Genomic DNA, 22111 nt, shown 5'->3' with positions numbered 1-22111 from the left:
ATCAACACCAACCCCCAACTGCCCTGGTCCTTCCTCACCCACACCGGCCTCACCCTCCACCCGCCAACCCCACCCAACTAACGAAAAGATCAGTAGGAGGTCTTCCGGAAAGGGTCCCCGGTCCGCGACGGCGCCGCGATGCCGAGCACCCGGTCCTTGAGCGCCGGGAACCGCTCGCGGGTCGCGGTCACCCCGTCCGGGTCGAGGACGGCCCGCAGGACCTCCTCGCCGGGCCCGGCCTCCGCCAGGACCTCCCCCCAGGGGTCCACGACGAGCGAGTGCCCGGCCTGTTCGACGCCGGCGTGGGTGCCCGCGGTGCCGCAGGCCAGGACGTACGCCTGGTTCTCGACCGCCCGCGCACGGGCGAGGAGCGTCCAGTGGGCGCGGCGGGCGGCGGGCCAGCCGGCCGGGACGACGAACGCCTGGGCGCCCGCGTCGACCAGGCCCCGGAAGAGCTCGGGGAAGCGCAGGTCGTAGCAGGTGCCGACGCCCACGGTCAGGTGCGGCAGGTCGACGGTGACCAGGTCCTCCCCGGCGGCCATCAGCACCGCCTCGCCCTGGTCGAAGCCGAAGCGGTGGATCTTCCGGTAGGAGGCGGCGAGTTCGCCGTCGGGGGAGAGGACGAGCGACGTGTTGTAGAGGGCGCCGGCCTCCGCCTCGACGAACGATCCGGCGTGCAGCCAGACCCCGGCGTCCCGGGCCGCCTCCGCCATCACCCGGTGCGTCGGGCCGTTCAGCGGCTCGGACTCGGCGGCGAAGCGACCGGAGGCGAAGGCCCCCACGGTCCACAGTTCCGGCAGGACGACGAGGTCGGCCCGGCCGCGCTCCTCGCGGACGAGGCGTGCCGCGCGGGCACGGCGGGCGTCGGCCGGTTCGTCCGGGTCTACCGCGATCTGGATCAGCGAGGCGCGCACACTACCACCGTCCTGGCATTCGAGCCGTCAACACCGGCCTACGATCGTCACACGAAAGCACTGCCGGGGTGCCTTCGGGCAGCGTAACTTAGCGTCCGAGCCTCCCATTCAGCCGTGTTATTCAGCCCGCGCACCGAAGAACCGCCGAGGGGTCCCGTGACCGTCCATCCCAGCCTCCAGAACTACGCCGACGCCTGGACCCACTCCGTCGAGGCGATAGCCGAGCTGGTGCAGCCGCTCGTGGAGGGCGAGTGGAACCGCCGGACCCCCTGCCCCGGCTGGTCGGTCCGGGACATCGTGTCCCATGTCATCGGCATGGAGACGGAGATGCTCGGCGACCCCCGGCCGATCCACTCGCTGCCGCGCGATCTGTACCACGTGCGCAGTGACTTCGCGCGCTACATGGAGGTCCAGGTCGATGTGCGCCGCCACCACACGGCGCCGGAGATGACCTCGGAGCTGGAGTACGTCCTCATCCGCCGGGCCCGGCAGCTCCGCAACGAGAACCGCTCCCCCGACCGCCTGATCCGGGCCCCGCTGGGCGCCGAGCAGACCCTGGAGGCGGCCTACCGGTCGCGGGCCTTCGACGTGTGGGTGCACGAGCAGGACCTGCGGGCGGCGCTCGGGGTGCCGGGGAACCTGGACTCGCCGGGGGCGTACGTGACCCGGGACGTGCTCCTGGAGGCGCTGCCGGACGTGGTCGCCAAGGACGCCGGGGCGCCCGCCCCCTCGGCGGTGGTCCTCGACGTGACCGGGCCGGTGGAGTTCCTGCGGACGGTGCGGGTGGACGCGGAGGGGCGCGGTTCGGTCGACGGGGCGCCCTCGCTGGGTCCGGCGGTGACGCTGACGACGGACTGGGAGACGTACGTACGGCTGGCCTGCGGCCGGGTCCGGCCGGCCGACGTGGCCGACCGGGTCAAGACGGAGGGCGACGAGCGGCTGGCCCGGGCGATCCTCGACCACTTCGCGGTGACGCCCCACTGAGGACCCGGACCACCGTGCGCCGGCGCCCGTCGAGGCCCGGAGGCGTGGCGGTGACGCCCCGCCGGGGCCCGGACGCGTCGCGGTGATGCCCCGTCGGGGCCCGCCCGGCCGGACCGCGCGGTACCGGCCGTCACACCGGTACGTGCACGGCCTCCACGCGGCTGGCGACGAGCCGTTCCCGTTCCCTGCGGTGGGTACGGGACGTGAGGCGCAGGATCTGCGCGAGGCCCAGGGCCTCCAGGAGGAAGACCGAGGAGAACGCGATCCGGTAGTTGCCGCCGGTCGCGTCGAGCAGTACGCCGACGGCGAGCAGCGTCGTCATCGAGGCGACGAAACCGCCCATGTTGACGATTCCCGAGGCGGTCCCCTGACGCTCCGGGGGATTGGCCGGGCGGGCGAAGTCGAAACCGATCATCGAGGCCGGTCCACAGGCGCCGAGGACCAGGCAGAGGGCGACGAGCAGCCCCGTCGGGGCGTGGCCGGGGTACGCCAGGGCGGCTCCCCACAGCAGGGCGGTGGCCGCGACCGTACCGAGGGCGAGCGGGGCGCGGGCCGTGTGGTGGCGGGCGATGATCTGCCCGTACGCGAGGCCGACGGCCATGTTCGAGAGCACGACCAGGGTGAGCAGCGTCCCGGCAGTGGACCGCGAGAGGCCCTGGGCCTCGACGAGGTACGGCAGCCCCCAGAGCAGCAGGAACACCATGGCCGGGAACTGGGTGGTGAAGTGCACCCACATGCCCAGGCGGGTGCCGGGTTCGCGCCAGGACTCCGCGATCTGGCGGCGGACGTAGGCGGCGCCCGCGTGTTCGGCGGGCCGGGGCTCGTACCCCTCGGGGTGGTCCTTGAGGAAGAGCAGCAGCAGGACGAGGACCAGGACGCCGGCGAGGGAGCTGCCGACGAAGGTGGTGGTCCAGCCGAGGCCGTGCAGGGCGCGGGCGACGAAGACGGTGGAGACGAGGTTGCCGGCCATGCCGAAGAGGGCGGCGACCTGAGCGATGAACGGGCCGCGCCGGGCGGGGAACCAGCGGCTGCCGAGCCGCAGGACGCTGATGAAGGTCATGGCGTCGCCGCAGCCGAGGAGGGCGCGGGAGGCGAGCGCCGTGCCGTAGGAGGGGGAGAGCGCGAAGCCGAGCTGTCCGGCGGTGAAGAGCACGACGCCGAGGGTCAGGACCTTCTTGGTGCCGAGCCGGTCGACCAGGAGGCCGACGGGTATCTGCATGCCGGCGTAGACCAGCAGCTGGAGGATGGAGAAGGTGGAGAGCGCGGAGGCGTTGACGTCGAAGCGTTCGGCGGCGTCGAGTCCGGCGACGCCGAGTGAGGTGCGGAAGATGACGGCGACGAAGTAGACGCCGACGCCGACGCCCCAGACGAGGGCGGCGCGGCGGCCGCCGGGCGGATCTCCGGGCAGGACGGCGGCGGGGCCGTGTCCGTCGCGGCCGCTCACCGGTCCTCACCCCGGACCAGGACCTTGACCCAGCCGAGGTGCCCGCGGACGCAGCGCGCGGCACCCTCGGCGTCGCCCGCCTTGATGCGGTCGAGGAGTTCGGCGTGCTCGGTGATGTTCTTGGCGACGCGGTCGGGCCGGGCCTGCATCACGGCGACGCCCATGCGCAGCTGGCGGTCGCGGAGCTGGTCGTAGAGGCGGGCGAGGATCTGGTTGCCCGCGTGCCGGACGATCTCGGCGTGGAAGCAGCGGTCGGTGACGGCGACCTCGGCGAGGTCCCCCTCCCCGGCGCGCCGCTTCTGCTCCTCCAGGAGTTCTTCGAGACGGGCGACCAGGGCGGCGGGGGCGGGCACGGCCCGGCGGACGGCGAACTCCTCGACGAGGAGGCGGGTCTCGACCACGTCCGCGATCTCCTGGGCGGAGACGGCGAGGACGAGGGCACCCTTCTTGGGGTAGAGCTTCAGCAGCCCTTCCATCTCCAGCTTGAGCAGCGCCTCGCGGACGGGCGTCCGGGACACCCCCACGGCCGTGGCGAGCTCTCCCTCGGTGAGGAGGGTTCCCCCTTCGTAACGCCGGTCGAGTACGGCCTGCTTGACGTGTGCGTAGACGCGGTCCGCCGCGGGTGGTGCCGATGCCATGAACACAGCATAGATACAACAGGGGTGCGACAAAGGGCCCCGTCCGCATCGTGGACGGGGCCCTCCGGTTTCACGTGAAACGGCGGGGTCCGGGCGTCACGCCCAGGTGATCAGCCGCTTCGGCCGCTCCAGGATCGCGGCGACGTCCGCCAGGAACCGGGATCCGAGTTCGCCGTCGATCAGACGGTGGTCGAAGGAGAGGGCCAGCGTGGTGACCTGACGCAGCCTCACCTCGCCCTTGTGGACCCACGGCTGGAGCTTGATCGCGCCGACCGCGAGGATCGCGGACTCGCCGGGGTTGAGGATGGGCGTACCGGTGTCGACGCCGAAGACGCCCACGTTGGTGATGGTGAAGGTGCCGCCCTGCATCGCCGCCGGGGTGGTCCGCCCCTCGCGGGCCGTGGAGACCAGCTCGCTCAGCGACTTCGACAGCTCGGGCAGGGTCTGGGCGTGCGCGTCCTTGATGTTCGGCACGATCAGACCGCGCGGGGTGGCCGCGGCGATGCCCAGGTTCACGTAGTGCTTGAGGACGATCTCCTGCGCCGCCTCGTCCCAGGCCGCGTTGATCCCGGGGTTGCGCCTGATCGCGACCAGGACCGCCCGGGCGACGAGGAGCAGCGGGTTGACCCGCAGGCCCGCCATGTCCCTGTCGGCCTTGAGCTCCTCGACCAGCTTCACCGTGCGAGTGATGTCGAAGGTCACGAACTCGGTGACGTGCGGCGCGGTGAAGGCCGAGCCGACCATCGCCGCCGCCGTGGCCTTCCGCACGCCCTTGATGGGCACGCGGGTCTCCCGCGCGCCGGACACGGCGGCCGACGGGGAGGCCGGGGCCTCGACGGACGCCGGAGCCGGGGCCGGGATCGGGGCCGGGGCCTCGACGGCCGGGGCGGGGGCCGGGGCCGCCGCCGCGTGGACGTCCTCGCGGGTGATGACGCCGTCCGGGCCGGTCGGGGTGACCGTCGCCAGATCGACGCCGAGGTCCTTGGCGAGCTTGCGGACCGGCGGCTTGGCCAGCGGGCGGCCGGCGGCCGGCGCGTGCCCGTTGAGCCGTTCCGGTACGGGAACGGCGGGAGGCGCGGCGACGGCCGCGGGCGCGGGAGGCGCGGCGACGGCGGCCGGCGCACCCCCCTCGGGGGCCTTGCGCGGGCGGCGCTTGGTGGAGCTGGCGGCCACGCCGTAACCGACGAGGACCGGCTGGCGGCCCTGCGGCTCGTCCTCCTCCTCCGGCACGGCCCGGGCCGCGACGGACTCGGTCACCGGGGCCTCGGCCACCGGGGCGGACCCGGCCGCGCCGCCGACGTCCACCGAGATGATGACCTGGCCGACGTCGACCGTCGTCCCCTCGGGGAAGCACAGCTCGTGGACCGTGCCGTCGAAGGGGATCGGCAGCTCGACGGCGGCCTTGGCCGTCTCGACCTCGCACACGACCTGCCCGTCGGCGACGGTGTCACCGGGCTGGACGTACCACTTGAGGATCTCGGCCTCGGTGAGGCCCTCGCCCACGTCGGGCATCTTGAATTCGCGGATCGTCACGGTGCTCTCCTCAGTACGCCAGCGAGCGGTCGACGGCGTCGAGCACACGGTCGAGTCCCGGCAGGTACTCCTCCTCCAGGCGCGCCGGCGGATACGGCGCGTGGTAGCCGCCGACCCGCAGGACGGGGGCCTCCAGGTGGTAGAAGCAGCGTTCGGTGATCCGGGCCGCGATCTCCGCGCCCGAACCGAAGAAGACGGGCGCCTCGTGCACGATCACGAGGCGGCGCGTCTTCTCGACCGAGCGCTGGACGGCGTCGAAGTCGACCGGGGAGACGGTCCGCAGGTCGAGGACCTCGATCGACCGGCCCTCCTCCTGGGCGGCCGCGGCGGCCTCCAGGCAGACCTTCACCATCGGGCCGTACGCGGCGAGCGTCAGGTCCGTGCCCTCGCGGGCCACCCGGGCGCGGTGCAGCTCCCCGGGGATGGCCTCGGTGTCGACCTCGCCCTTGTCCCAGTAGCGGCGCTTGGGCTCGAAGAAGATGACCGGGTCGTCGCTCTGGATGGCCTGCTGGAGCATCCAGTAGGCGTCCGAGGAGTTGGAGGGGGAGACGACCTTGAGGCCCGCGACGTGCGCGAAGAGCGCCTCGGGGGACTCGGAGTGGTGCTCGACCGCGCCGATGCCGCCGCCGTAGGGGATGCGGATGACGACCGGCATCTTGACCTTGCCGAGCGACCGGGCGTGCATCTTGGCGAGCTGCGTGACGATCTGGTCGTACGCGGGGAAGACGAAGCCGTCGAACTGGATCTCGACGACCGGCCGGTAGCCGCGCAGGGCGAGGCCGATCGCGGTGCCGACGATGCCGGACTCGGCGAGCGGGGTGTCGATGACCCGGTCCTCGCCGAAGTCCTTCTGCAGGCCGTCGGTGACGCGGAAGACGCCGCCGAGCTTGCCGACGTCCTCGCCCATGATCAGGACCTTGGGGTCCGTCTCCAGGGCCGTGCGCAGCGACTCGTTGAGCGCCTTGGCGAGCGGAAGCTTCTGTACAGCCATGGTTACTTGACCTCGCCATCCGCGAAGGACGCCTGGTAGGCGGCGAACTGGGCGCGCTCCTCGTCGACGAGCGCGTGCCCGTCCGCGTAGACGTGGTCGAAGATCGCCAGGTCGTCCGGGTCGGGCATGGAACGGACGCCCTCGCGGACGCGCCGGCCGAGGGCCTCGCTCTCCGCCTCCAGGCTCTCGAAGAAGGCGGCGTCGGCGTGGCCCTCCCGCTCCAGGTACGCCTTGAGGCGCAGGATCGGGTCCTTGGCCTCCCACGCCTCGCGCTCCTCGTCCCGGCGGTACTTCGTCGGGTCGTCGGAGGTGGTGTGGGCGCCCATACGGTACGTGAACGCCTCGACCAGGGTCGGGCCCTCGCCGCGGCGGGCGCGCTCCAGGGCGGAGCGGGTGACGGCGAGGCAGGCCAGGACGTCGTTGCCGTCGACCCGGACGCCGGGGAAGCCGAAGCCGCGGGCGCGCTGGTAGAGCGGGACGCGGGTCTGCTTCTCGGTGGGCTCGGAGATCGCCCATTGGTTGTTCTGGCAGAAGAACACGACCGGGGCGTTGTAGACCGCGGAGAAGGTGAACGCCTCGTTGACGTCGCCCTGGCTGGAGGCGCCGTCACCGAAGTAGGCGATCACGGCGGAATCCGCGCCGTCCTTCGCGATGCCCATCGCGTACCCGGTGGCGTGCAGCGTCTGCGAGCCGATGACGATCGTGTACAGGTGGAAATTGTTGCTGTTGGGGTCCCAGCCGCCGTGGTTCACGCCGCGGAACATTCCCAGCAGGTTCGTCGGGTCGACCCCCCGGACCCAGGCGACGCCGTGCTCGCGGTAGGTCGGGAAGACGTAGTCGTCGTCCCGCAGCGCGCGGCCGGAACCGATCTGGGCGGCCTCCTGGCCGAGCAGCGAGGCCCACAGGCCCAGCTCGCCCTGGCGCTGGAGGGAGGTGGCCTCCGCGTCGAACCGGCGGGTGAGGACCATGTCGCGGTAGAGGCCGCGCAGTTCCTCGGCGCTCAGGTCGATGTCGTAGTCGGGGTGCTGGACGCGTTCCCCTTCGGGCGTCAGCAGCTGGACGAGCTCGGGCTCGGCCGTCTCCGCCCCGGCACGCGTGCTCGTCTTCTTGGTGGTGCTGGCGCTCGCGCTTGCGGCGCGCTTGGTGCCGCTGCCGCGTCGCGTCGTCTTGCGCGCTGCAGTGCTCTCCACGGTCACGTGCGTGCTCCTCCGTCGGTCCGGCCCCCGGGTTCGCCGGTGAGGCCAGTGCGGCTCTCCGCCTTGTCCGTACCCTTCGCACGGGGTGGGTGCGACGCGGCCGGGGTCGGGCGTGACAGGTGCCCCGGCGAGCGCCCTGTCATAGGCACGTTACCCACAGCGCGGCATTCCCGCGAAACCCCCCTTGACCTGCGATTTTGCTTGGATTTCCAAGTAAATCGAGAAAAGCGGGAACAGCGGCTGGTCAGCGCGTCGGCAACGGCCTGGAGGCCACCGGAACAAGCGGCACGTTATCCCGCGCACCCCGGGCGCGGGAAGAGCCAATATGTGAGACTGCCCGCGTGCGCGAAAAAGGAAAAATCCGGGTATTCCTGCTGGACGACCATGAAGTCGTCCGGCGCGGCGTCCACGAGCTGCTCTCCGTGGAGGACGACATCGAGATGGTCGGCGAGGCCGGTACGGTGGCGGACGCGCTGGTCAGGATCCCCGCGACCCGTCCGGACGTCGCGGTGCTCGACGTCCGGCTGCCGGACGGCAGCGGGGTGGAGGTCTGCCGGGAGGTCCGCTCCCGGGACGAGGGGATCAGGTGCCTGATGCTGACCTCGTACGCGGACGACGAGGCGCTTTTCGACGCGATCATGGCCGGGGCCTCGGGGTACGTCCTGAAGGCCATCCGGGGGAACGAACTGCTGAACGCGGTGCGGGACGTGGCGGCCGGCAGGTCGCTGCTCGACCCGGTGGCGACCGCCCGGGTCCTGGAGCGGCTGCGCGACGGCAAGGGCCCGAAGGGCGACGACAAGCTCGCCCGCCTGACCGAGCAGGAACGGAAGATCCTGGACCTGATCGGCGAGGGCCTGACCAACCGGGCCATCGGCGAACGGCTCCACCTCGCGGAGAAGACCATCAAGAACTACGTCTCCGGCCTGCTGTCGAAGCTGGGCATGGAACGGCGCTCGCAGGCGGCGGCGTACGTGGCGCGGCTCCAGGCGGAGCGGCACTGACGGAGCGGCGCCGGGCGGGGGCGCCTTCCGGGCGGGGCGGGGCCGTTCGCGGACCCCCCTCCGCTCCTTAGCGCGACGAATCCACCACCCAGAGTGATCTAACATCTGAAGGGTGCCGCGCTCATCTGAAACACTCGCCCCGCCGACCTGCTCGCCCCCGGCGCCCGCACGGCCCGCGAGCATCCCGCCCGTCGGCGCCCTGCTGCGCCGCCACCGGCACGCCGGCGAGCCCCTGACCTGCGTTCCGGTCACCGAGGGGCTGCTCAACCGGGGCTTCCGCCTCACCACCACCCGCGGCACCTACTTCCTCAAACAGCACCTGGACGCCCCCACCGCCGACCGCGCCACCATCACCCGCCAGCACCGCGCCACCCAGCGGCTGCACGCCCTCGGCCTGCCCGTCGCCCCGCCGCTCGCCGACGCCCGGGGCCGCACGGTCACCGTCGTCGACGGCCACTGCTACGCCCTGCACCCCTGGATCGACGGGCGGCACCGCGACGGCGGCCAGCTCTCCACCGGCGGCTCCCGCCGCCTGGGCACCCTCCTCGGGCAGGTCCACACCGCGCTCGACCGGGTGATGGAGCCCCCGGAATCCGCAAGGGCGTCCGGGAGCGTCCCCGGAGGACGGACCCCCGGTGGGGCGGCCGGGAGGGCTCCCGGTGGGACGGCCGGGAGGGCCCCCGGTGGGACGGCCGGCGGGGCGACCGACGGGGCCGACGGGGACACGGACACGGACGGGCGCGCGAGCGCGGACCCCCGGGACACCTTCCGGACCATCGAGGAGCTGACCCGCCTCGTCCGCGCCCACCGCCCCCGCGACAGCTTCGACGCCCTGGCCGAGCACCGGCTCGCGGAGCGCCGCCGGCTGCTCGTCCAGCACGCCCACCGCCGCCCGCCGCCCGCCGCGGGGGCCGGATGGGTGCACGGCGACTTCCACCCGCTGAACCTGCTCTACCGGGGCGCCGAGCCCGCCGCGATCGTCGACTGGGACCGGCTGGGGCTCCGCCCCCGGGCCGAGGAGGCGGTCAGGGCCGCCGCCATCTTCTTCGTACGGCCGGGGGGCGAGCTGGCCCTGGAGAAGGTGCGGGCGTACGCGCGCGCGTACCGGCGGGAGACGGGGGCCGACGGCGCCGAACTGGCGACCGCGGCGCACCGCGTCTGGTGGGAACGGCTCAACGACTTCTGGCCCCTGCGCTGGCGCTACCAGCTGCACGACCGGAGGGCCGACCCGCTGTTCCCGGCGGTGTCCGCCCTGGCGGTCTGGTGGACCCGTGAGTACGAGGCCGTGCGGGAGGCGTTCGCGGGATGAGGGGGCACGGCCGCCGAAAGGGCCGGGAGCGGCCGTACGACCGGGGCCCGGCAGGTCCCCGGACGGCGACGGCAGCGGTCCGGCCGGTGTGCCGCCGCCGGAACGACGAAGGGTCCCCGGTGAAGGGGACCCTGTCGCGTCAGCCCGTTTCGCTGCCGGGTCCCGGCGCGGTGCCGCCCGTACCGCCGTTGCCGCCGTTGCCACCACCGCCGTCGTTGCCGCCGCCGCCGGGCTCCCCGGTCGAGACGGGCGGGGGCGTGGTCGTCGGACCGGTCGAGGGCTCGTCCGTCTTCGTGGGCGTGCCCGTGGGCTCCGTCGGGGGCGTGGTCGTCGGGTCCGTCGGCATCTCGGTCGACGGCGTGCGCGTGGGCCTGGTGGGCCGGTAGGTCGGACGCGGGGACCACGTCTCCTGCGTCGAGCCGCCGTTCGACGTGCCCGGTTCCTGCGTCTGCTCCTGGGAGGGTTCCTCCGAGGGCGTGGGCTTCTCCGAGGCCGTCGAGGGCGAGGTGGTGGCGGTCGGCGTGGTGCCGCCCTTGGTGCCGCCGCCGTCGCCGCCCGTCTTGTTGAGCGCGAACGCGACTCCGGCGACCACCGCGACGAGGGCGAGCGCGGCGAACAGCCACAGCTTCCCCCGGCCGCCGCCCGGACCGCCGTGGCCGTAGCCGCCGGTGCCGCCGTCGTACCCGCCGTCGTGGGGGTTCGCCGCCGGCAGGATCGGGCCCTGCGCGGTCTCCCCGTGCGTCGGGTGACCCATCGCGGTCGTCGCGGCCACGCCGCCGACCGGGGTGTGCCCGCCCTCGTACGCCCCGACCGGACCGGTGTTCCACATGCCGGTGTGGCCGCCCTGCTGCTGGAGCATCTGGAGGCTGTACTGGATGAGGCCGCGCATCTCCTCGGCGCTCTGGAACCGGTCGTCCGGGTCCTTCGCGAGCGAGCGCATCACCAGGCCGTCGAGCTCCGGCGGCACGGACCCCGTCACGTCGGACGGCGGAACCGGCGCGTCCTGGACGTGCTGGTACACCACGGAGAGGGGGGTCTCGCCGGTGAAGGGGGGCCGCAGGGCGAGGAGTTCGTAGAGGAGACAGCCCGTCGCGTACAGGTCCGAGCGGTGGTCGACGGTCTTGCCGAGCGCCTGCTCGGGGGAGAGGTACTGCGGCGTGCCCATGACCATGCCGGTCTGGGTCATCGTCGACTGCGCGCCGTGCAGGGCGCGGGCGATGCCGAAGTCCATGACCTTCACCGCGCCGGAGTGGGTGATGATCACGTTCGCCGGCTTGATGTCGCGGTGCACGATGCCGTGCTGGTGCGAGTAGGCCAGCGCCTCCAGGACCCCGGAGACGATGATGAGGGCCTGCTCGGGACCGGGCGCCTCGGCGCTCAGCAGCAGGTCGCGGATGGTGCGGCCCTCGACCAGCTCCATCACGATGTACGGCACGGGCCGGCCGGCCACGAGGTCCTCGCCCGAGTCGTACACCGCGACGATGGCGTGGTGGTTGAGTCCGGCGACGGACTGCGCCTCGCGCGTGAAGCGGGCCTTGGAGACCGGGTCCTCGGCGAGATCGGCGCGCAGCAGCTTGACGGCCACCGTACGGCCGAGCCGCACGTCCTCGGCGGCGAAGACCTCCGCCATGCCGCCGCGCCCCAGACGGTGCGTCAGGCGGTACCGTCCGTCGCCGACGACCCCGCCGACGCCCCAGGACTCCGCGGACGCGTCCGGCGCACCGCCGCCTGCTCCGGATTCGGGTGCCATCAGTCCTCGCCGTCGTCTGTCGTGCCGTGTCCAGTCGTCACGCTACAGGCTCCGTGCGACATCACGGTCCGAGATGGACCGGCCGTCCAAACCCGTTCACGTACACCTGTGCAAATTCGAACGGTTACCGTCCCGGTCCGGAAACGCTTCCTGTGCGGAGGGTCACGGAACGGGCACCTGGCTTGACGTGTCACTGCCCTCGGGCAGACTTGGCCAGGAAAATCGGATCGACGCCGCCACGCGCGCGTAGGGGGAAGCACGGATGAGCCAGGACGGCGCACAGGGCCGCTACGCGGGCGGTTCGGTCGCGGGCGGCCGGTACCAGCTGCGCGATCTTCTCGGCGAGGGCGGCATGGCGTCGGTGTACCTGGCGTACGACACCGCCCTCGACCGGCAGGTCGCCATCAAGACGCTGCACACGGAACTGGGCCGGGAGCAGTCCTTCCGCGAGCGGTTCCGGCGCGAGGCGCAGGCCGTCGCGAAGCTGTCGCACACCAACATCGTCTCGGTCTTCGACACCGGCGAGGACACCCTCGACGGCTCCGTCATGCCGTACATCGTCATGGAGTACGTGGAGGGGCAGCCGCTCGGCTCGGTCCTCGCCTCGGACGTCCGGCAGTACGGCGCGATGCCGGCCGACAAGGCGCTGAAGGTCACGGCCGACGTGCTCGCGGCCCTCGAGGTCAGCCACGAGATGGGCCTGGTGCACCGCGACATCAAGCCGGGCAACGTGATGACGACCAAGCGCGGCGTGGTCAAGGTCATGGACTTCGGCATCGCCCGGGCCATGCAGTCCGGGGTCACCTCGATGACGCAGACCGGCATGGTCGTCGGCACCCCCCAGTACCTCTCCCCCGAGCAGGCCCTCGGCCGCGCGGTGGACGCCCGTTCCGACCTCTACTCGGTCGGCATCATGCTCTTCCAGCTCCTGACGGGCCGGCTGCCCTTCGACGCCGACTCGCCCCTCGCCATCGCGTACGCGCACGTGCAGGAGGAGCCGGTCCCGCCGTCCTCCGTCAACCGCGCGGTGACCCCGGCGATGGACGCCCTCGTGGCCCGCGCCCTGCGGAAGAACCCGAACGAGCGGTTCCCCAGTGCGGCGGCCATGCGCGACGAGTGCCTGCGGGTCCTGGCGGCCGGGCAGACCGGAGCGCCCGTGATCGTCCCGGGCAGCCCGCTCAGCAGCGGTTCGGGCGTCGGCTCCGCGGTCTTCCCGCCCGTCGGCCAGACCCCGCCGCCGGCCCACGGGTCCGGCGCGCACGGCGTGCAGCAGCCGTACGTGACGCCGGCCCCCCAGCCGGGACCGTACGGCCACGCGACCCCCGCCCCCACCCCTTCGTACGGCTACCCGCAGCAGGCCCAGGCGCCCGCGCCGGCCTACCAGCAGGCCCCGACCCCGGCGCCGTACCCCTCCGCGTCCGCCCCGGCGGGCGGCGGCTCCCGGCGGAACACCCCGCTGATCGCGGGGGCGGTCGTCGTCGCCCTGCTCGCGATCGGCGGCCTGGTCGTGGCGTTCAACCAGAAGGAGGACCCGGACCCGCGGGCCAACGGCACCGAGTCCCAGCAGACCCCGACGGCGGCCCCCGGGCACAAGGGCCCCGACCTGACCAAGACCATCGACGTGAAGAAGTGCACCCAGCCCAGGGAGTCGAGCGAGGACCCCGAGAAGTTCGAGGTGCCCAACCTCACCTTCAAGAACATCCAGTCGGTGAAGGACTGCATCCAGCAGGCCGGATGGAAGATCAAGGTCCAGACCCCGGTGGACGAGGTGACCTACGGCGAGGGAACGGTGATGGAGCAGTACCCGCCGGCCGGTGAGGACATCGCCGCCAAGGACGCCGAGTTCACCCTCAAGGTCTCGACGGGCAACCCGCCGCAGTAGACGGGCGGACCGCCGCGGCGGACGCGGGCGCCCCGCGCCGGCCGTGCCGCCCGCCGCCGGACGCCCGGCGGGCGCGGGCCGTGGGGGCTCCGGGTCCCCCTGCGGGCCCACCCCGGATGCCGGAGGCGTTCCGGCGTGTGACGCTGAGCCGGACACCTCGGCAGCTCGGTACGGGAGGGGGTCACCCGGTGGCTCCAGCATTCCGCAGGGACCGGGCCCGGGCCCCGCGCCCGGCGCTCACCTGCGTCCTCATCTGCGCGTGCGCCCTGTACGCGGCGCCCGCCGCCCGCGCGGCGGAGCCACCGGGCGCCTCGGCGACGGTCCCGGCGCCGGCGCCCTCCACCGCGGACCCGGCGGCGCCCCCGGCCGACGCCGCCCCCTCCACTCTCCCCGTGCCCCCCGCGCCCTCCGGTCCTCCTCCGGGCACGCCCGGCGCGACCGTCCCGCCGTCCGCCTCCCCCCTTCCGGGCCACACCGGGGAGGCCACGTCCCCCGGTGCCGACCCGTCCCGCCCGGGCGCCGCGCCCGGCGGGGCCGGGGGCGCCCCCGTTCCCCGCGACCCCGTCTTCCACACCCCCGCTCCCGGCGCCTCGGCCTCCCTCGCGGGCCGGCCCGCCGCGGAGGGAAGGCCCCGGCCCGGACGCACCGAGACCCCTTCCGCCCCCGCCCCGAGCACCCCCCGCACCGGAACCGCCGCGAACCCGGAGCCGTGGGAGGACGGGGAGGAGGAGGCCGAAGCGGTACGCGAGGAGGAGCCCGCGCGGCCCGAGGCGACGCCCGCCGACCGCCCCGCCGCCGAGGCACCGGCGGCCACCGAAGCCGTCTCCCGCCTCTCCCACCAGCGGATTCCCGTACTCACCCTGGGAGTGGGAATGGCTCTGATGGGACTCGGCATCGGTTTCCTGGGGCTCCGGATGCGCCGCCGCTGAGCCGTCCGGGCGCCCGGGTCCCCCTTGAGACGGACCCCCGGCTTCCCCCTCGGGTTGGTTGTCCGGGTGAACATACTCGGTATACATACTGAGTATGTCGATCCGCCACGGGCTCCTCGCCCTCCTCGAACGAGGTCCGCGCTACGGCTCCCAGCTCCGTACGGAGTTCGAGTCCCGTACCGGTGCCACCTGGCCGCTCAACGTCGGCCAGGTCTACACGACCCTCGGGCGGCTGGAGCGCGACGGCATGGTCGCCCAGAGCGGTGAGGACGAAGCCGGGCACGTGCTCTACGCGATCACCGACACCGGCCGCGACGAGCTGAGGACCTGGTTCGAGAGGCCGGTGGACCGCACCAGCCCCGCCCGTGACGAACTGGCCATCAAGCTCGCCATGGCGGTGGGGGCGCCCTGCGTCGACATCCGCGACGTCATCCAGTCCCAGCGCCGGCACACCGTGAAGGCGATGCAGGACTACACCCGGCTCAAGGCCCGGGCGCTCCTCGCCGTCGAGAACGGCGGGGCGCGGGAGCGGGACGACGTGGCCTGGCTGCTCGTCCTGGAGCAGCTGATCTTCCAGACGGAGGCCGAGGCGCGCTGGCTGGACCACTGCGAGTCCCGGCTGATCCGCCTCTCGGCGACCGCGCGGGCGTCCCGCGACGCGGGGTCCGCCGGCCCCGCGAACCCCGCCACCGACCGGGCGCGGCCCCCGGCCACCGTTCCGGGACCCGCCGCGACGCCGGCACCCGCCTCCGCCGTGCGCACCTCCGCCGCACCCGACTCCTCCGCGCGGACCGACGGGACGGCCGCACGCCCATGACCCCGGGGCGCGGTGACCGCGTGCCCCGGCCACCGGGCCCGCCGTTCGCGTGCCCTCGACCCGGGGCGTGCCACGGCGCGCCCGCACCTCTTCCGTACCTCTGACGCACCACCTTCCACCGCACGCTCCGTACCCGGCCGACCGCCCGGTACGACCAAGGGGGGAACCCTTCCCATGTCCACACAGCAGCCCGTGCTGCAACTCCAGGGCCTGACCCGCGTCCACGGCGCGGGCGCCACCGAGGTGCACGCCCTGCGCGGCATCGACCTCTCCGTGTACCCCGGCGAACTCGTCGCCGTCATGGGCCCGTCCGGCTCCGGCAAGTCCACCCTGCTCACCATCGCGGGCGGCCTGGACGCCCCCAGCGGGGGCCGGGTGATCGTCGAGGGGACCGACATCACCACCGCCGGCGTCAAGCAGCTCGCGGCCCTCCGCCGCCGCAGCATCGGGTACGTCTTCCAGGACTACAACCTCATCCCGGCCCTCACGGCCGCCGAGAACGTCGCCCTGCCCCGCGAACTGGACGGGACCTCCGCCCGCAAGGCGCGCGTCGAGGCCCTCGCCGCCCTGGAGGAGATGTCGCTCGGCCACCTCGCCGACCGCTTCCCCGACGAGATGTCCGGCGGGCAGCAGCAGCGCGTGGCCATCGCCCGCGCCCTGGTCGGCGACCGCCGGCTCGTCCTCGCCGACGAGCCGACCGGCGCCCTCGACTCCGAGACCGGCGAGTCCGTCCTCGCCCTGCTCCGTTCCCGCTGCGACGCGGGCGCCGCCGGCGTCCTCGTCACCCACGAGCCCCGGTTCGCCGCCTGGGCCGACCGCGTCGTGTTCCTGCGGGACGGCGCCATCGTCGACCAGACCGTGCGCAGCGAGGCCGACTCCCTCCTCACGGGCCGGGTGGCGGAGGCGTGAAGACCTGGTTCCACTCCTGGCGGGCCGCGATCCGCATCGCCCGACGCGACGCCTGGCGCGCCAAGGGCCGCAGCGCCCTCGTCCTCGCGATGATCGCGCTGCCCATCCTGGGCGTCAGCGCCCTCGACCTGACCTACCGCAGCTCGACGCTCTCCCCCGCCGAGCGGCTGGACCGGCTGGTCGGCGCGGCCGACGCGCGCTTCACGGACGCCCACATGGGCGGCGTGCCGATTCTCCAGGACCCGGAGGGCGAAATGCGCGCTCCGGCCGAGGACGGTCCCGGCCGGCCCTGGCCGTCCGGCGACACCGACGTCACCCAGGCCATCCCCGCGGGTTCCACCGTCCTCACGGACCGCGTCGGATCGGCCAAGCTGACCACGGCCCACGGGCTGCTGGTGACCGAGGTCCGCGAGCTGAAGGCGTCCGACCCGATCGCGCGCGGCATCATGCCGCTTCTGGAGGGACGCCTCCCGGAGAAGGACGACGAGGCCATGGCGACCTCGCACTTCCTGGAGAGCAGCGGACTGGCGATCGGCTCGACCCTTTCCGCTCGCAATTTCGACCGCCCGTACCGGATCGTCGGCTCCTACGAACTTCCCAGTTCGCTCAAGACCGATCAGATCAACGTCCTGCCCGGCGCCTTCTTCGAGCCGTACACGAAAGCCGTCGTGAAGAGCGGGCTGCCGGCCCCGGAGACCTCCGTCTCGTACCTGGTGCGGAAGCCCGGTGGTTTCACGTGGAACGCGGTCCAGGAGATCAACACCAAGGGCGTCTCCGTCACCTCACGCGCCGTGCTGCTCGATCCGCCCGCCCACGCCGACGTGCCGCTCTACCAGAAGGACGGCTGGGGCGCCTACGACTTCCAGCCGGGGCTCTCCCCCGCCGAACTCGCCTCGGTCGCGACCGTCGTGGGCCTGGCGATGCTGGAGATCTGCCTGCTCGCCGGACCCGCCTTCGCGGTCGGCGCCCGGCGCTCGCGCCGCCAGCTCGGCCTGGTCGGGGCCAACGGCGGTGCCCGCAGCCACATCCGGGCGATCGTGCTGAGCGGCGGTCTGGTCATCGGCGTCGTGGCGGCCGTCGTCGGCACCGTGCTCGCCGTGGCCCTGACCCTGCTGCTGCGGCCGTTCCTCGAAGAGACGATGGGCCAGCGGTTCGGCGCCTTCGACGTCCGGCCGCTGGAAATCCTCGGCATCGCCCTGCTCGCGGTCCTGACCGGTCTGCTCGCCGCGATCGTCCCGGCCTTCACCGCCTCCCGGCAGAGCGTCCTCGCCTCGCTCACCGGCCGGCGCGGCGTCCGCCGCGGCAGCCGGGTGCTGCCCGTCATCGGCCTCGTGGCCTTCCTCCTCGGTGCGGCCATCGCCCTCTTCGGCTCCCTCGTCAGCCAGCAGGCCGCCCTGGTGGCCGCCGGCTCCGCCCTGGCCGAGCTGGGCATCGTCGCCCTGACCCCGGCTCTGGTGGGCCTGTTCGGGCGTGCCGGGCGCTGGCTGCCGCTCTCCCCGCGCCTCGCGCTGCGGGACGCCGTCCGCAACCGGGGCCGTACGGCACCGGCCGTCGCCGCCGTCCTCGCCGCCGTCGCGGGAACGGTCGCCGTCTCCACGTACATGGCCAGCAGGGAGGCCGAGAACAGGGCCGGGTACGAGCCCGTGCTGCCGTACGGCGTGGTCGCCGCCTTCGTCCCCGAGGAGGGCGGCCGTGACGTCCCGGCGGTCCGCGAGGCGGTCCAGCGGTACCTGCCCGTCGACGTCCGCGCCGATGTCGACCGCGTCGCGGTCGGCAACCCCGGCTGTGCCCCGTGGAGCACCGAGGCGGGCTGCGGCCGCTACGAGGTCGTCGTCCCCCCGGCGAACCAGTGCCCGATGCACGTGACGGTTCCGGGCGGCGGTGACTCCTCGCAGAAGTTCACCCCCGAGCAGCGGCGGAAGATGCTCACCGACGACTGGCGCTGCAAGGAGCCTTCCGGCGACGGCCTCTACATCGACGGCGGACTGCTCGTGGGCGACGCCAAGGTGCTCCAGATCCTGGGGATCAACGATCCCGGGGCCGTGAAGGCCCTCGCCGACGGCAGGATCGTCAGTTTCTCCCGCGCCCAGGTCGCCAAGGACGGCACCGTCGGGATCAAGCAGATCGCCGACATCGCCGCCGCCGACAAGGCGTCCGAGGAAGGACGGCCCGCGCCCGGCAAGGTCACCTCGGTTCCGGCCTACCTGGTCCCCGGCGACAAGGAGTCCTACGGCCTCCAGGCCCTGATGACCCCGGCCACGGCCAGGGCGGCCGGCCTCTCCACCGTGCCGATGGGCCTGTACGCGGCCACCGACCACCTCCCGGACGACGAGCAGCGGCAGAAGCTCGACGGCGAGATCACCAAGCTCGGCAGCAACATCGTGCTGCGGCTGGAGGAGGGCTTCGTCAACGAGAACGGGATCGTCCTGCTCTCGCTGGCCATCTTCGCCGGACTCGTCACCATCGGCGCCGCCGGCATCGCCACCGGACTCGCCCAGGCGGACGCCGAGGCCGACCTGAAGACGCTCGCCGCCGTGGGCGCCCCGCCCCGGGTCCGCCGCACGCTCAGCGGATTCCAGTGCGGAGTCGTCGCCGCGATGGGCGTGGTCCTCGGCTCGGCCGCAGGGCTGCTGCCCGCCGTCGGCCTCCGCCTCACCGAGGAGCGCGACCAGCTCCGCTCCTACGAGGAGAGCGTCGCCGAGGGCTGGAGCGTCGCAGGCACCCCGCCCGACCTGCCGGTCGTCGTCCCGTGGGAGACCCTGGCCGGCCTGATCGTCGTCGTCCCGCTGGGCGCCGCGCTGCTCGCCGCCCTCGTGACCCGTTCGCGCGGCGCGCTGGCCCGGCGCGAGGCGACCTGACGGACCTTCGTCGCCCGTCTGTGCCCCCGGACGAGGGTGGATCACTCCCGTCCGGGGGCACACCCCGTGGTGAAGCGCGTGTGCGAGAGAATGGCGGCATGGAGAAGCCGAGGAATGACAGGTCGCAGGAGAGCCCCCAGGTCCTCATCGTGGGACAGGACGGGATGGCGCTCGGCGGCACTCAGGGCGACGACGAATCCCGCGAGGTCCCGGTGACGGAAATGGTGGAGCAGCCCGCGAAGGTCATGCGGATCGGCAGCATGATCAAGCAGCTTCTGGAGGAGGTCCGCGCGGCTCCTCTCGACGAGGCCAGCCGCGTCAGGCTCAAGAACATCCACGCCGGTTCCGTGAAGGAGCTGGAGGACGGGCTCGCGCCCGAACTGGTCGAGGAGCTGGAGCGGCTCTCCCTGCCGTTCACGGACGACGCGATCCCCTCCGAGGCGGAGCTGCGCATCGCGCAGGCCCAGCTCGTGGGCTGGCTGGAGGGCCTCTTCCACGGCATCCAGACGGCGCTGTTCGCCCAGCAGATGGCGGCCCGCGCCCAGCTGGAGCAGATGCGCCGGGCGCTGCCGCCGGGCGCCGGGCACGACGATGACGACGACCACGGACCGGGCCACGCGGTGCGCTCGGGCCCGTACCTGTAGGACGGCGCGCGCACGCGGGAGGGCCCGGCACACGGTGTGCCGGGCCCTCCCGCGTGCGGCCGGTCAGCTCCGGGGCGCGAGCAGCAGGACCTTGCCCACGTGGCCGCCGGACTCCAGTGCCCGGTGTCCCTCGGCGGCCTCCGGCAGCGGCACCGTACGGTCGACGACCGGCCTGACCGCGCCCGCCTCGATCAGCGGCCAGACGTGCTCCCGGACGGCGGCGACGACGGCCGCCTTCTCCCGCGCCGGGCGGGACCGCAGCGTGGTCGCCATGAGGGTGCCGCGCTTCGCGAGCAGCGCTCCGAGGTTCAGCTCGCCCTTCGTCCCGCCCTGGAGGCCGATGACCACCAGCCGGCCGTTCACGGCCAGCGCCTTCACGTTCCGCTCCAGGTACTTGGCGCCGACGATGTCCAGAATGACGTCCGCCCCGGCTCCGTCCGTCGCCCCGCGCAGCTCCTCCACGAAGTCCTGCTCGCGGTAGTCGATGAGGATGTCCGCGCCCAGCCCGGCGCAGCGCTCCAGTTTCCCGGGACCGCCCGCGGTGACCGCGACCCGCGCTCCGGCCGCCTTCGCGAGCTGGATCGCCATCGTGCCGATCCCGCTGGCCCCGCCGTGCACGAGCAGCGTCTCCCCGGGGCCCAGGCGCGCGCCCATGAAGACGTTCGACCAGACGGTGCACGCGACCTCGGGGAGCGCGGCGGCCGTGGCCGGGTCGATGCCCTTCGGCACCGGAAGGAGCTGACCGGCCGGGACCGCGACCTTCTCCGCGTAGCCTCCGCCCGCGAGCAGCGCGCACACCTCGTCGCCGACGGCCCAGCCGGACACCCCGGGGCCGAGCGCGGCGATCCGGCCCGCGCACTCCAGACCGGGGTACGGGGAGCTGCCCGGCGGCGGGTCGTAGAAACCCTGGCGCTGGAGCAGGTCGGCACGGTTGACCGCGCTCGCCGCCACCTCGACGAGGACCTCGCCCTCGCCGGGCACGGGGTCGGGAACCTCGGACCAGATCAGGGCCTCGGGTCCACCGGGTTCCGGAATCGTGATCGCATACATGACGGCGAGGCTACTCCCGGGACCGCCGCCGGGGCCCGGTTCCGGTCCCGGACACCGGCTCCCGGCCGCACGGCACGGTCCCGGGTCCCGGGTCCCGGCCGGGAGGCTCCGGCGGGGCGGTTCCGGCGGGGAGACTCCGGCGGGGCGGTTTCGGCGGGGCGGTTCCCGTCCAGACGGTTCCGGCCGGGCGTCTCAGTTCTCCGGCGGCGGGGAGAGACGGGTCACCGGCACGGCGCGCACGATGGTGATCAGGCGGTCGGTCAGCTGGAGCGGGCTGGCCGCGGGATCGTCGTAGCCGAGCAGCCGGTGCCCCCGGAGCACGCTCACCACGAGGTCCCCGGTCTCCCGCACGCTCTTGCCGACCTCGCTCTTGTTCACCGGCCGCTCGACCAGATCGAGGCCGGAACCCTGCTGGATCAGGTCCTCCATCACCGTGCCGGCGCTGGGGCTCAGCACCGAGAGGCCGAGCAGGCGGCCGGCGGCGCTGGCGCTGGTGATGACCGCGTCCGCGCCGGACTGGCGCAGCAGCGGCGCGTTCTCCTCCTCGCGGACGGCGGCGACGATCTTCGCGCCCCGGTTGAGCTGGCGTGCCGTGAGGGTGACCAGGACGGCCGTGTCGTCGCGCTGGGTGGCGATGACGATCTGCCGCGCCCGCTGCACCTCGGCGCGGAGCAGCACGGCGCTGCGGGTCGCGTCCCCGATGACACCGACGAAACCGTCCGCGTTCGCCGTCTCGATGACCTTGCTGGAGGGATCGACGATGACGATCTGCTCCTTGCTGAGCCCCGTGGCGCAGAGGGTCTGGATCGCGGACCGCCCCTTCGTGCCGAAGCCGACGATGACGGTGTGGTCACGCAAGGTGGACCTCCAGCGGTTCAGCCGGAACTCCTCCCGGGTCCGCTCGGTGAGGACCTCCAGGGTGGTGCCGACCAGGATGATCAGGAACAGCACGCGCAGGGGCGTGACCAGCAGGATGTTGGCGAGCCTCGCCGTGTCGCTGTACGGGACGACGTCGCCGTAGCCGGTGGTGGAGAGCGTCACGGTCGCGTAGTAGACGCAGTCGAGGAAGTCGAGCTCCTCGTCGGCGTTGTCGTGGTAACCGCCGCGGTCGAAATAGACGATGAGGACCGTCGCGGCCAGCACGGCGAACGCCATGAGCAGCCGCTTGCCGACCTGGCGCAGCGGCCGCTCGACCACTCGCCGGGGCAGTGTGACCCGGGGCCCGGCGAGTTTCTCGTCGGCGTGACGGGCCATCACGTCAC

Annotated in this window: 18 protein-coding genes; 9 read left to right on the top strand and 9 right to left on the bottom strand. The window is 73.4% G+C overall.

The features are described 5' to 3' along the window. Window positions 1-89 precede the first annotated feature (89 nt). On the bottom strand, window positions 90-914 hold the full coding sequence (locus tag ACZ6AQ_RS23240) for a carbon-nitrogen family hydrolase (RefSeq protein ID WP_468761893.1): 825 nt from the start codon (window positions 912-914) through the stop codon (window positions 90-92). A gap of 156 nt (window positions 915-1070) precedes the next feature. On the opposite strand from ACZ6AQ_RS23240, the gene ACZ6AQ_RS23235 reads away from it, so the two are divergent. After that, window positions 1071-1898, top strand: a complete 828-nt coding sequence (locus ACZ6AQ_RS23235) for a maleylpyruvate isomerase family mycothiol-dependent enzyme (protein ID WP_468761891.1) — start codon at window positions 1071-1073, stop codon at window positions 1896-1898. Between the two features lie 130 nt (window positions 1899-2028). Here the strand turns inward: ACZ6AQ_RS23235 and ACZ6AQ_RS23230 are convergent, their stop codons facing one another. The 5 genes from ACZ6AQ_RS23230 to pdhA all read right to left on the bottom strand — a co-directional run bounded on the left by ACZ6AQ_RS23230 (window position 2029) and on the right by pdhA (window position 7700). Then, window positions 2029-3342, bottom strand: a complete 1314-nt coding sequence (locus ACZ6AQ_RS23230; RefSeq protein ID WP_468761890.1) for an MFS transporter — start codon at window positions 3340-3342, stop codon at window positions 2029-2031. Continuing rightward, window positions 3339-3980, bottom strand: a complete 642-nt coding sequence (locus ACZ6AQ_RS23225) for a GntR family transcriptional regulator (protein ID WP_388694991.1) — start codon at window positions 3978-3980, stop codon at window positions 3339-3341. The genes ACZ6AQ_RS23230 and ACZ6AQ_RS23225 overlap by 4 nt, the downstream gene beginning before the upstream one ends. A 96-nt stretch (window positions 3981-4076) precedes the next feature. Beyond that, entirely contained in the window at window positions 4077-5492 is a 1416-nt protein-coding gene (locus tag ACZ6AQ_RS23220; RefSeq protein WP_468761916.1) for a dihydrolipoamide acetyltransferase family protein, read from the bottom strand. A gap of 31 nt (window positions 5493-5523) precedes the next feature. Then, window positions 5524-6504 carry an alpha-ketoacid dehydrogenase subunit beta gene (locus ACZ6AQ_RS23215; protein ID WP_388694994.1) on the bottom strand — a complete coding sequence of 327 codons (981 nt, stop codon included), beginning with the start codon at window positions 6502-6504 and terminating at the stop codon, window positions 5524-5526. 2 nt (window positions 6505-6506) lie between these two features. Further along, window positions 6507-7700 carry a pyruvate dehydrogenase (acetyl-transferring) E1 component subunit alpha gene (gene pdhA, locus ACZ6AQ_RS23210; RefSeq protein ID WP_468761888.1) on the bottom strand — a complete coding sequence of 398 codons (1194 nt, stop codon included), beginning with the start codon at window positions 7698-7700 and terminating at the stop codon, window positions 6507-6509. 341 nt (window positions 7701-8041) lie between these two features. On the opposite strand from pdhA, the gene ACZ6AQ_RS23205 reads away from it, so the two are divergent. After that, window positions 8042-8701 (top strand): response regulator, encoded by a 660-nt coding sequence (locus tag ACZ6AQ_RS23205; RefSeq protein ID WP_468761886.1) that lies wholly within the window; start codon window positions 8042-8044, stop codon window positions 8699-8701. Between the two features lie 112 nt (window positions 8702-8813). Then, entirely contained in the window at window positions 8814-10010 is a 1197-nt protein-coding gene (locus ACZ6AQ_RS23200; RefSeq protein ID WP_468761884.1) for a phosphotransferase, read from the top strand. A gap of 139 nt (window positions 10011-10149) precedes the next feature. Here the strand turns inward: ACZ6AQ_RS23200 and ACZ6AQ_RS23195 are convergent, their stop codons facing one another. Then, on the bottom strand, window positions 10150-11760 hold the full coding sequence (locus tag ACZ6AQ_RS23195) for a protein kinase domain-containing protein (RefSeq protein WP_468761882.1): 1611 nt from the start codon (window positions 11758-11760) through the stop codon (window positions 10150-10152). A gap of 262 nt (window positions 11761-12022) precedes the next feature. Here ACZ6AQ_RS23195 and ACZ6AQ_RS23190 point away from each other — a divergent pair, with 262 nt between their 5' ends. The 6 genes from ACZ6AQ_RS23190 to ACZ6AQ_RS23165 all read left to right on the top strand — a co-directional run bounded on the left by ACZ6AQ_RS23190 (window position 12023) and on the right by ACZ6AQ_RS23165 (window position 19799). Further along, the gene (locus ACZ6AQ_RS23190) at window positions 12023-13642 is read left to right on the top strand and encodes a protein kinase domain-containing protein (protein WP_468761880.1); all 1620 of its coding nucleotides are present in this window, start codon (window positions 12023-12025) and stop codon (window positions 13640-13642) included. A gap of 188 nt (window positions 13643-13830) precedes the next feature. Next, window positions 13831-14571, top strand: a complete 741-nt coding sequence (locus ACZ6AQ_RS23185; protein WP_468761878.1) for a hypothetical protein — start codon at window positions 13831-13833, stop codon at window positions 14569-14571. Window positions 14572-14665: 94 nt separating this feature from the next. Beyond that, window positions 14666-15388, top strand: a complete 723-nt coding sequence (locus ACZ6AQ_RS23180) for a PadR family transcriptional regulator (protein WP_468761876.1) — start codon at window positions 14666-14668, stop codon at window positions 15386-15388. A gap of 174 nt (window positions 15389-15562) precedes the next feature. Continuing rightward, a complete protein-coding gene (locus ACZ6AQ_RS23175; RefSeq protein ID WP_468761874.1) occupies window positions 15563-16297 on the top strand; it encodes an ABC transporter ATP-binding protein in 735 nt (244 codons plus the stop codon). Then, entirely contained in the window at window positions 16294-19155 is a 2862-nt protein-coding gene (locus ACZ6AQ_RS23170; RefSeq protein WP_468761872.1) for an FtsX-like permease family protein, read from the top strand. Before ACZ6AQ_RS23175 ends, ACZ6AQ_RS23170 begins: the two co-directional genes overlap by 4 nt. Before the next feature lie 98 nt (window positions 19156-19253). Next, a complete protein-coding gene (locus tag ACZ6AQ_RS23165; protein WP_388695015.1) occupies window positions 19254-19799 on the top strand; it encodes a bacterial proteasome activator family protein in 546 nt (181 codons plus the stop codon). A 63-nt stretch (window positions 19800-19862) separates the two neighbouring features. Here ACZ6AQ_RS23165 and ACZ6AQ_RS23160 read toward each other — a convergent pair whose 3' ends face one another. Both ACZ6AQ_RS23160 and ACZ6AQ_RS23155 read right to left on the bottom strand, forming a co-directional pair. Next, window positions 19863-20849: an NAD(P)H-quinone oxidoreductase gene (locus ACZ6AQ_RS23160; protein WP_468761870.1), complete on the bottom strand. Its 987-nt coding sequence runs from the start codon at window positions 20847-20849 to the stop codon at window positions 19863-19865. Between the two features lie 192 nt (window positions 20850-21041). Next, window positions 21042-22103, bottom strand: coding sequence for a potassium channel family protein (locus tag ACZ6AQ_RS23155; RefSeq protein ID WP_388695176.1), 1062 nt, complete (start codon window positions 22101-22103; stop codon window positions 21042-21044). Window positions 22104-22111: the final 8 nt, after the last annotated feature.

It is taken from the genome of Streptomyces sp. NPDC041191, assembly GCF_055591945.1.
Note: the sequence above shows the minus strand (reverse complement) of the source record. Positions and strands in the feature narration are given on the sequence as shown.

Coding starts and splice junctions, on each gene's coding strand:
- ACZ6AQ_RS23225 (WP_388694991.1), bottom strand. CDS start 3,980: ATGGCATCGGCACCACCCGCGGCGGACCGCGTCTACGCACACGTCAAG.
- ACZ6AQ_RS23220 (WP_468761916.1), bottom strand. CDS start 5,492: ATGCCCGACGTGGGCGAGGGCCTCACCGAGGCCGAGATCCTCAAGTGG.
- ACZ6AQ_RS23215 (WP_388694994.1), bottom strand. CDS start 6,504: ATGGCTGTACAGAAGCTTCCGCTCGCCAAGGCGCTCAACGAGTCGCTG.
- ACZ6AQ_RS23195 (WP_468761882.1), bottom strand. CDS start 11,760: ATGGCACCCGAATCCGGAGCAGGCGGCGGTGCGCCGGACGCGTCCGCG.
- ACZ6AQ_RS23190 (WP_468761880.1), top strand. CDS start 12,023: ATGAGCCAGGACGGCGCACAGGGCCGCTACGCGGGCGGTTCGGTCGCG.
- ACZ6AQ_RS23180 (WP_468761876.1), top strand. CDS start 14,666: ATGTCGATCCGCCACGGGCTCCTCGCCCTCCTCGAACGAGGTCCGCGC.
- ACZ6AQ_RS23175 (WP_468761874.1), top strand. CDS start 15,563: ATGTCCACACAGCAGCCCGTGCTGCAACTCCAGGGCCTGACCCGCGTC.
- ACZ6AQ_RS23165 (WP_388695015.1), top strand. CDS start 19,254: ATGGAGAAGCCGAGGAATGACAGGTCGCAGGAGAGCCCCCAGGTCCTC.
- ACZ6AQ_RS23160 (WP_468761870.1), bottom strand. CDS start 20,849: ATGTATGCGATCACGATTCCGGAACCCGGTGGACCCGAGGCCCTGATC.
- ACZ6AQ_RS23155 (WP_388695176.1), bottom strand. CDS start 22,103: ATGGCCCGTCACGCCGACGAGAAACTCGCCGGGCCCCGGGTCACACTG.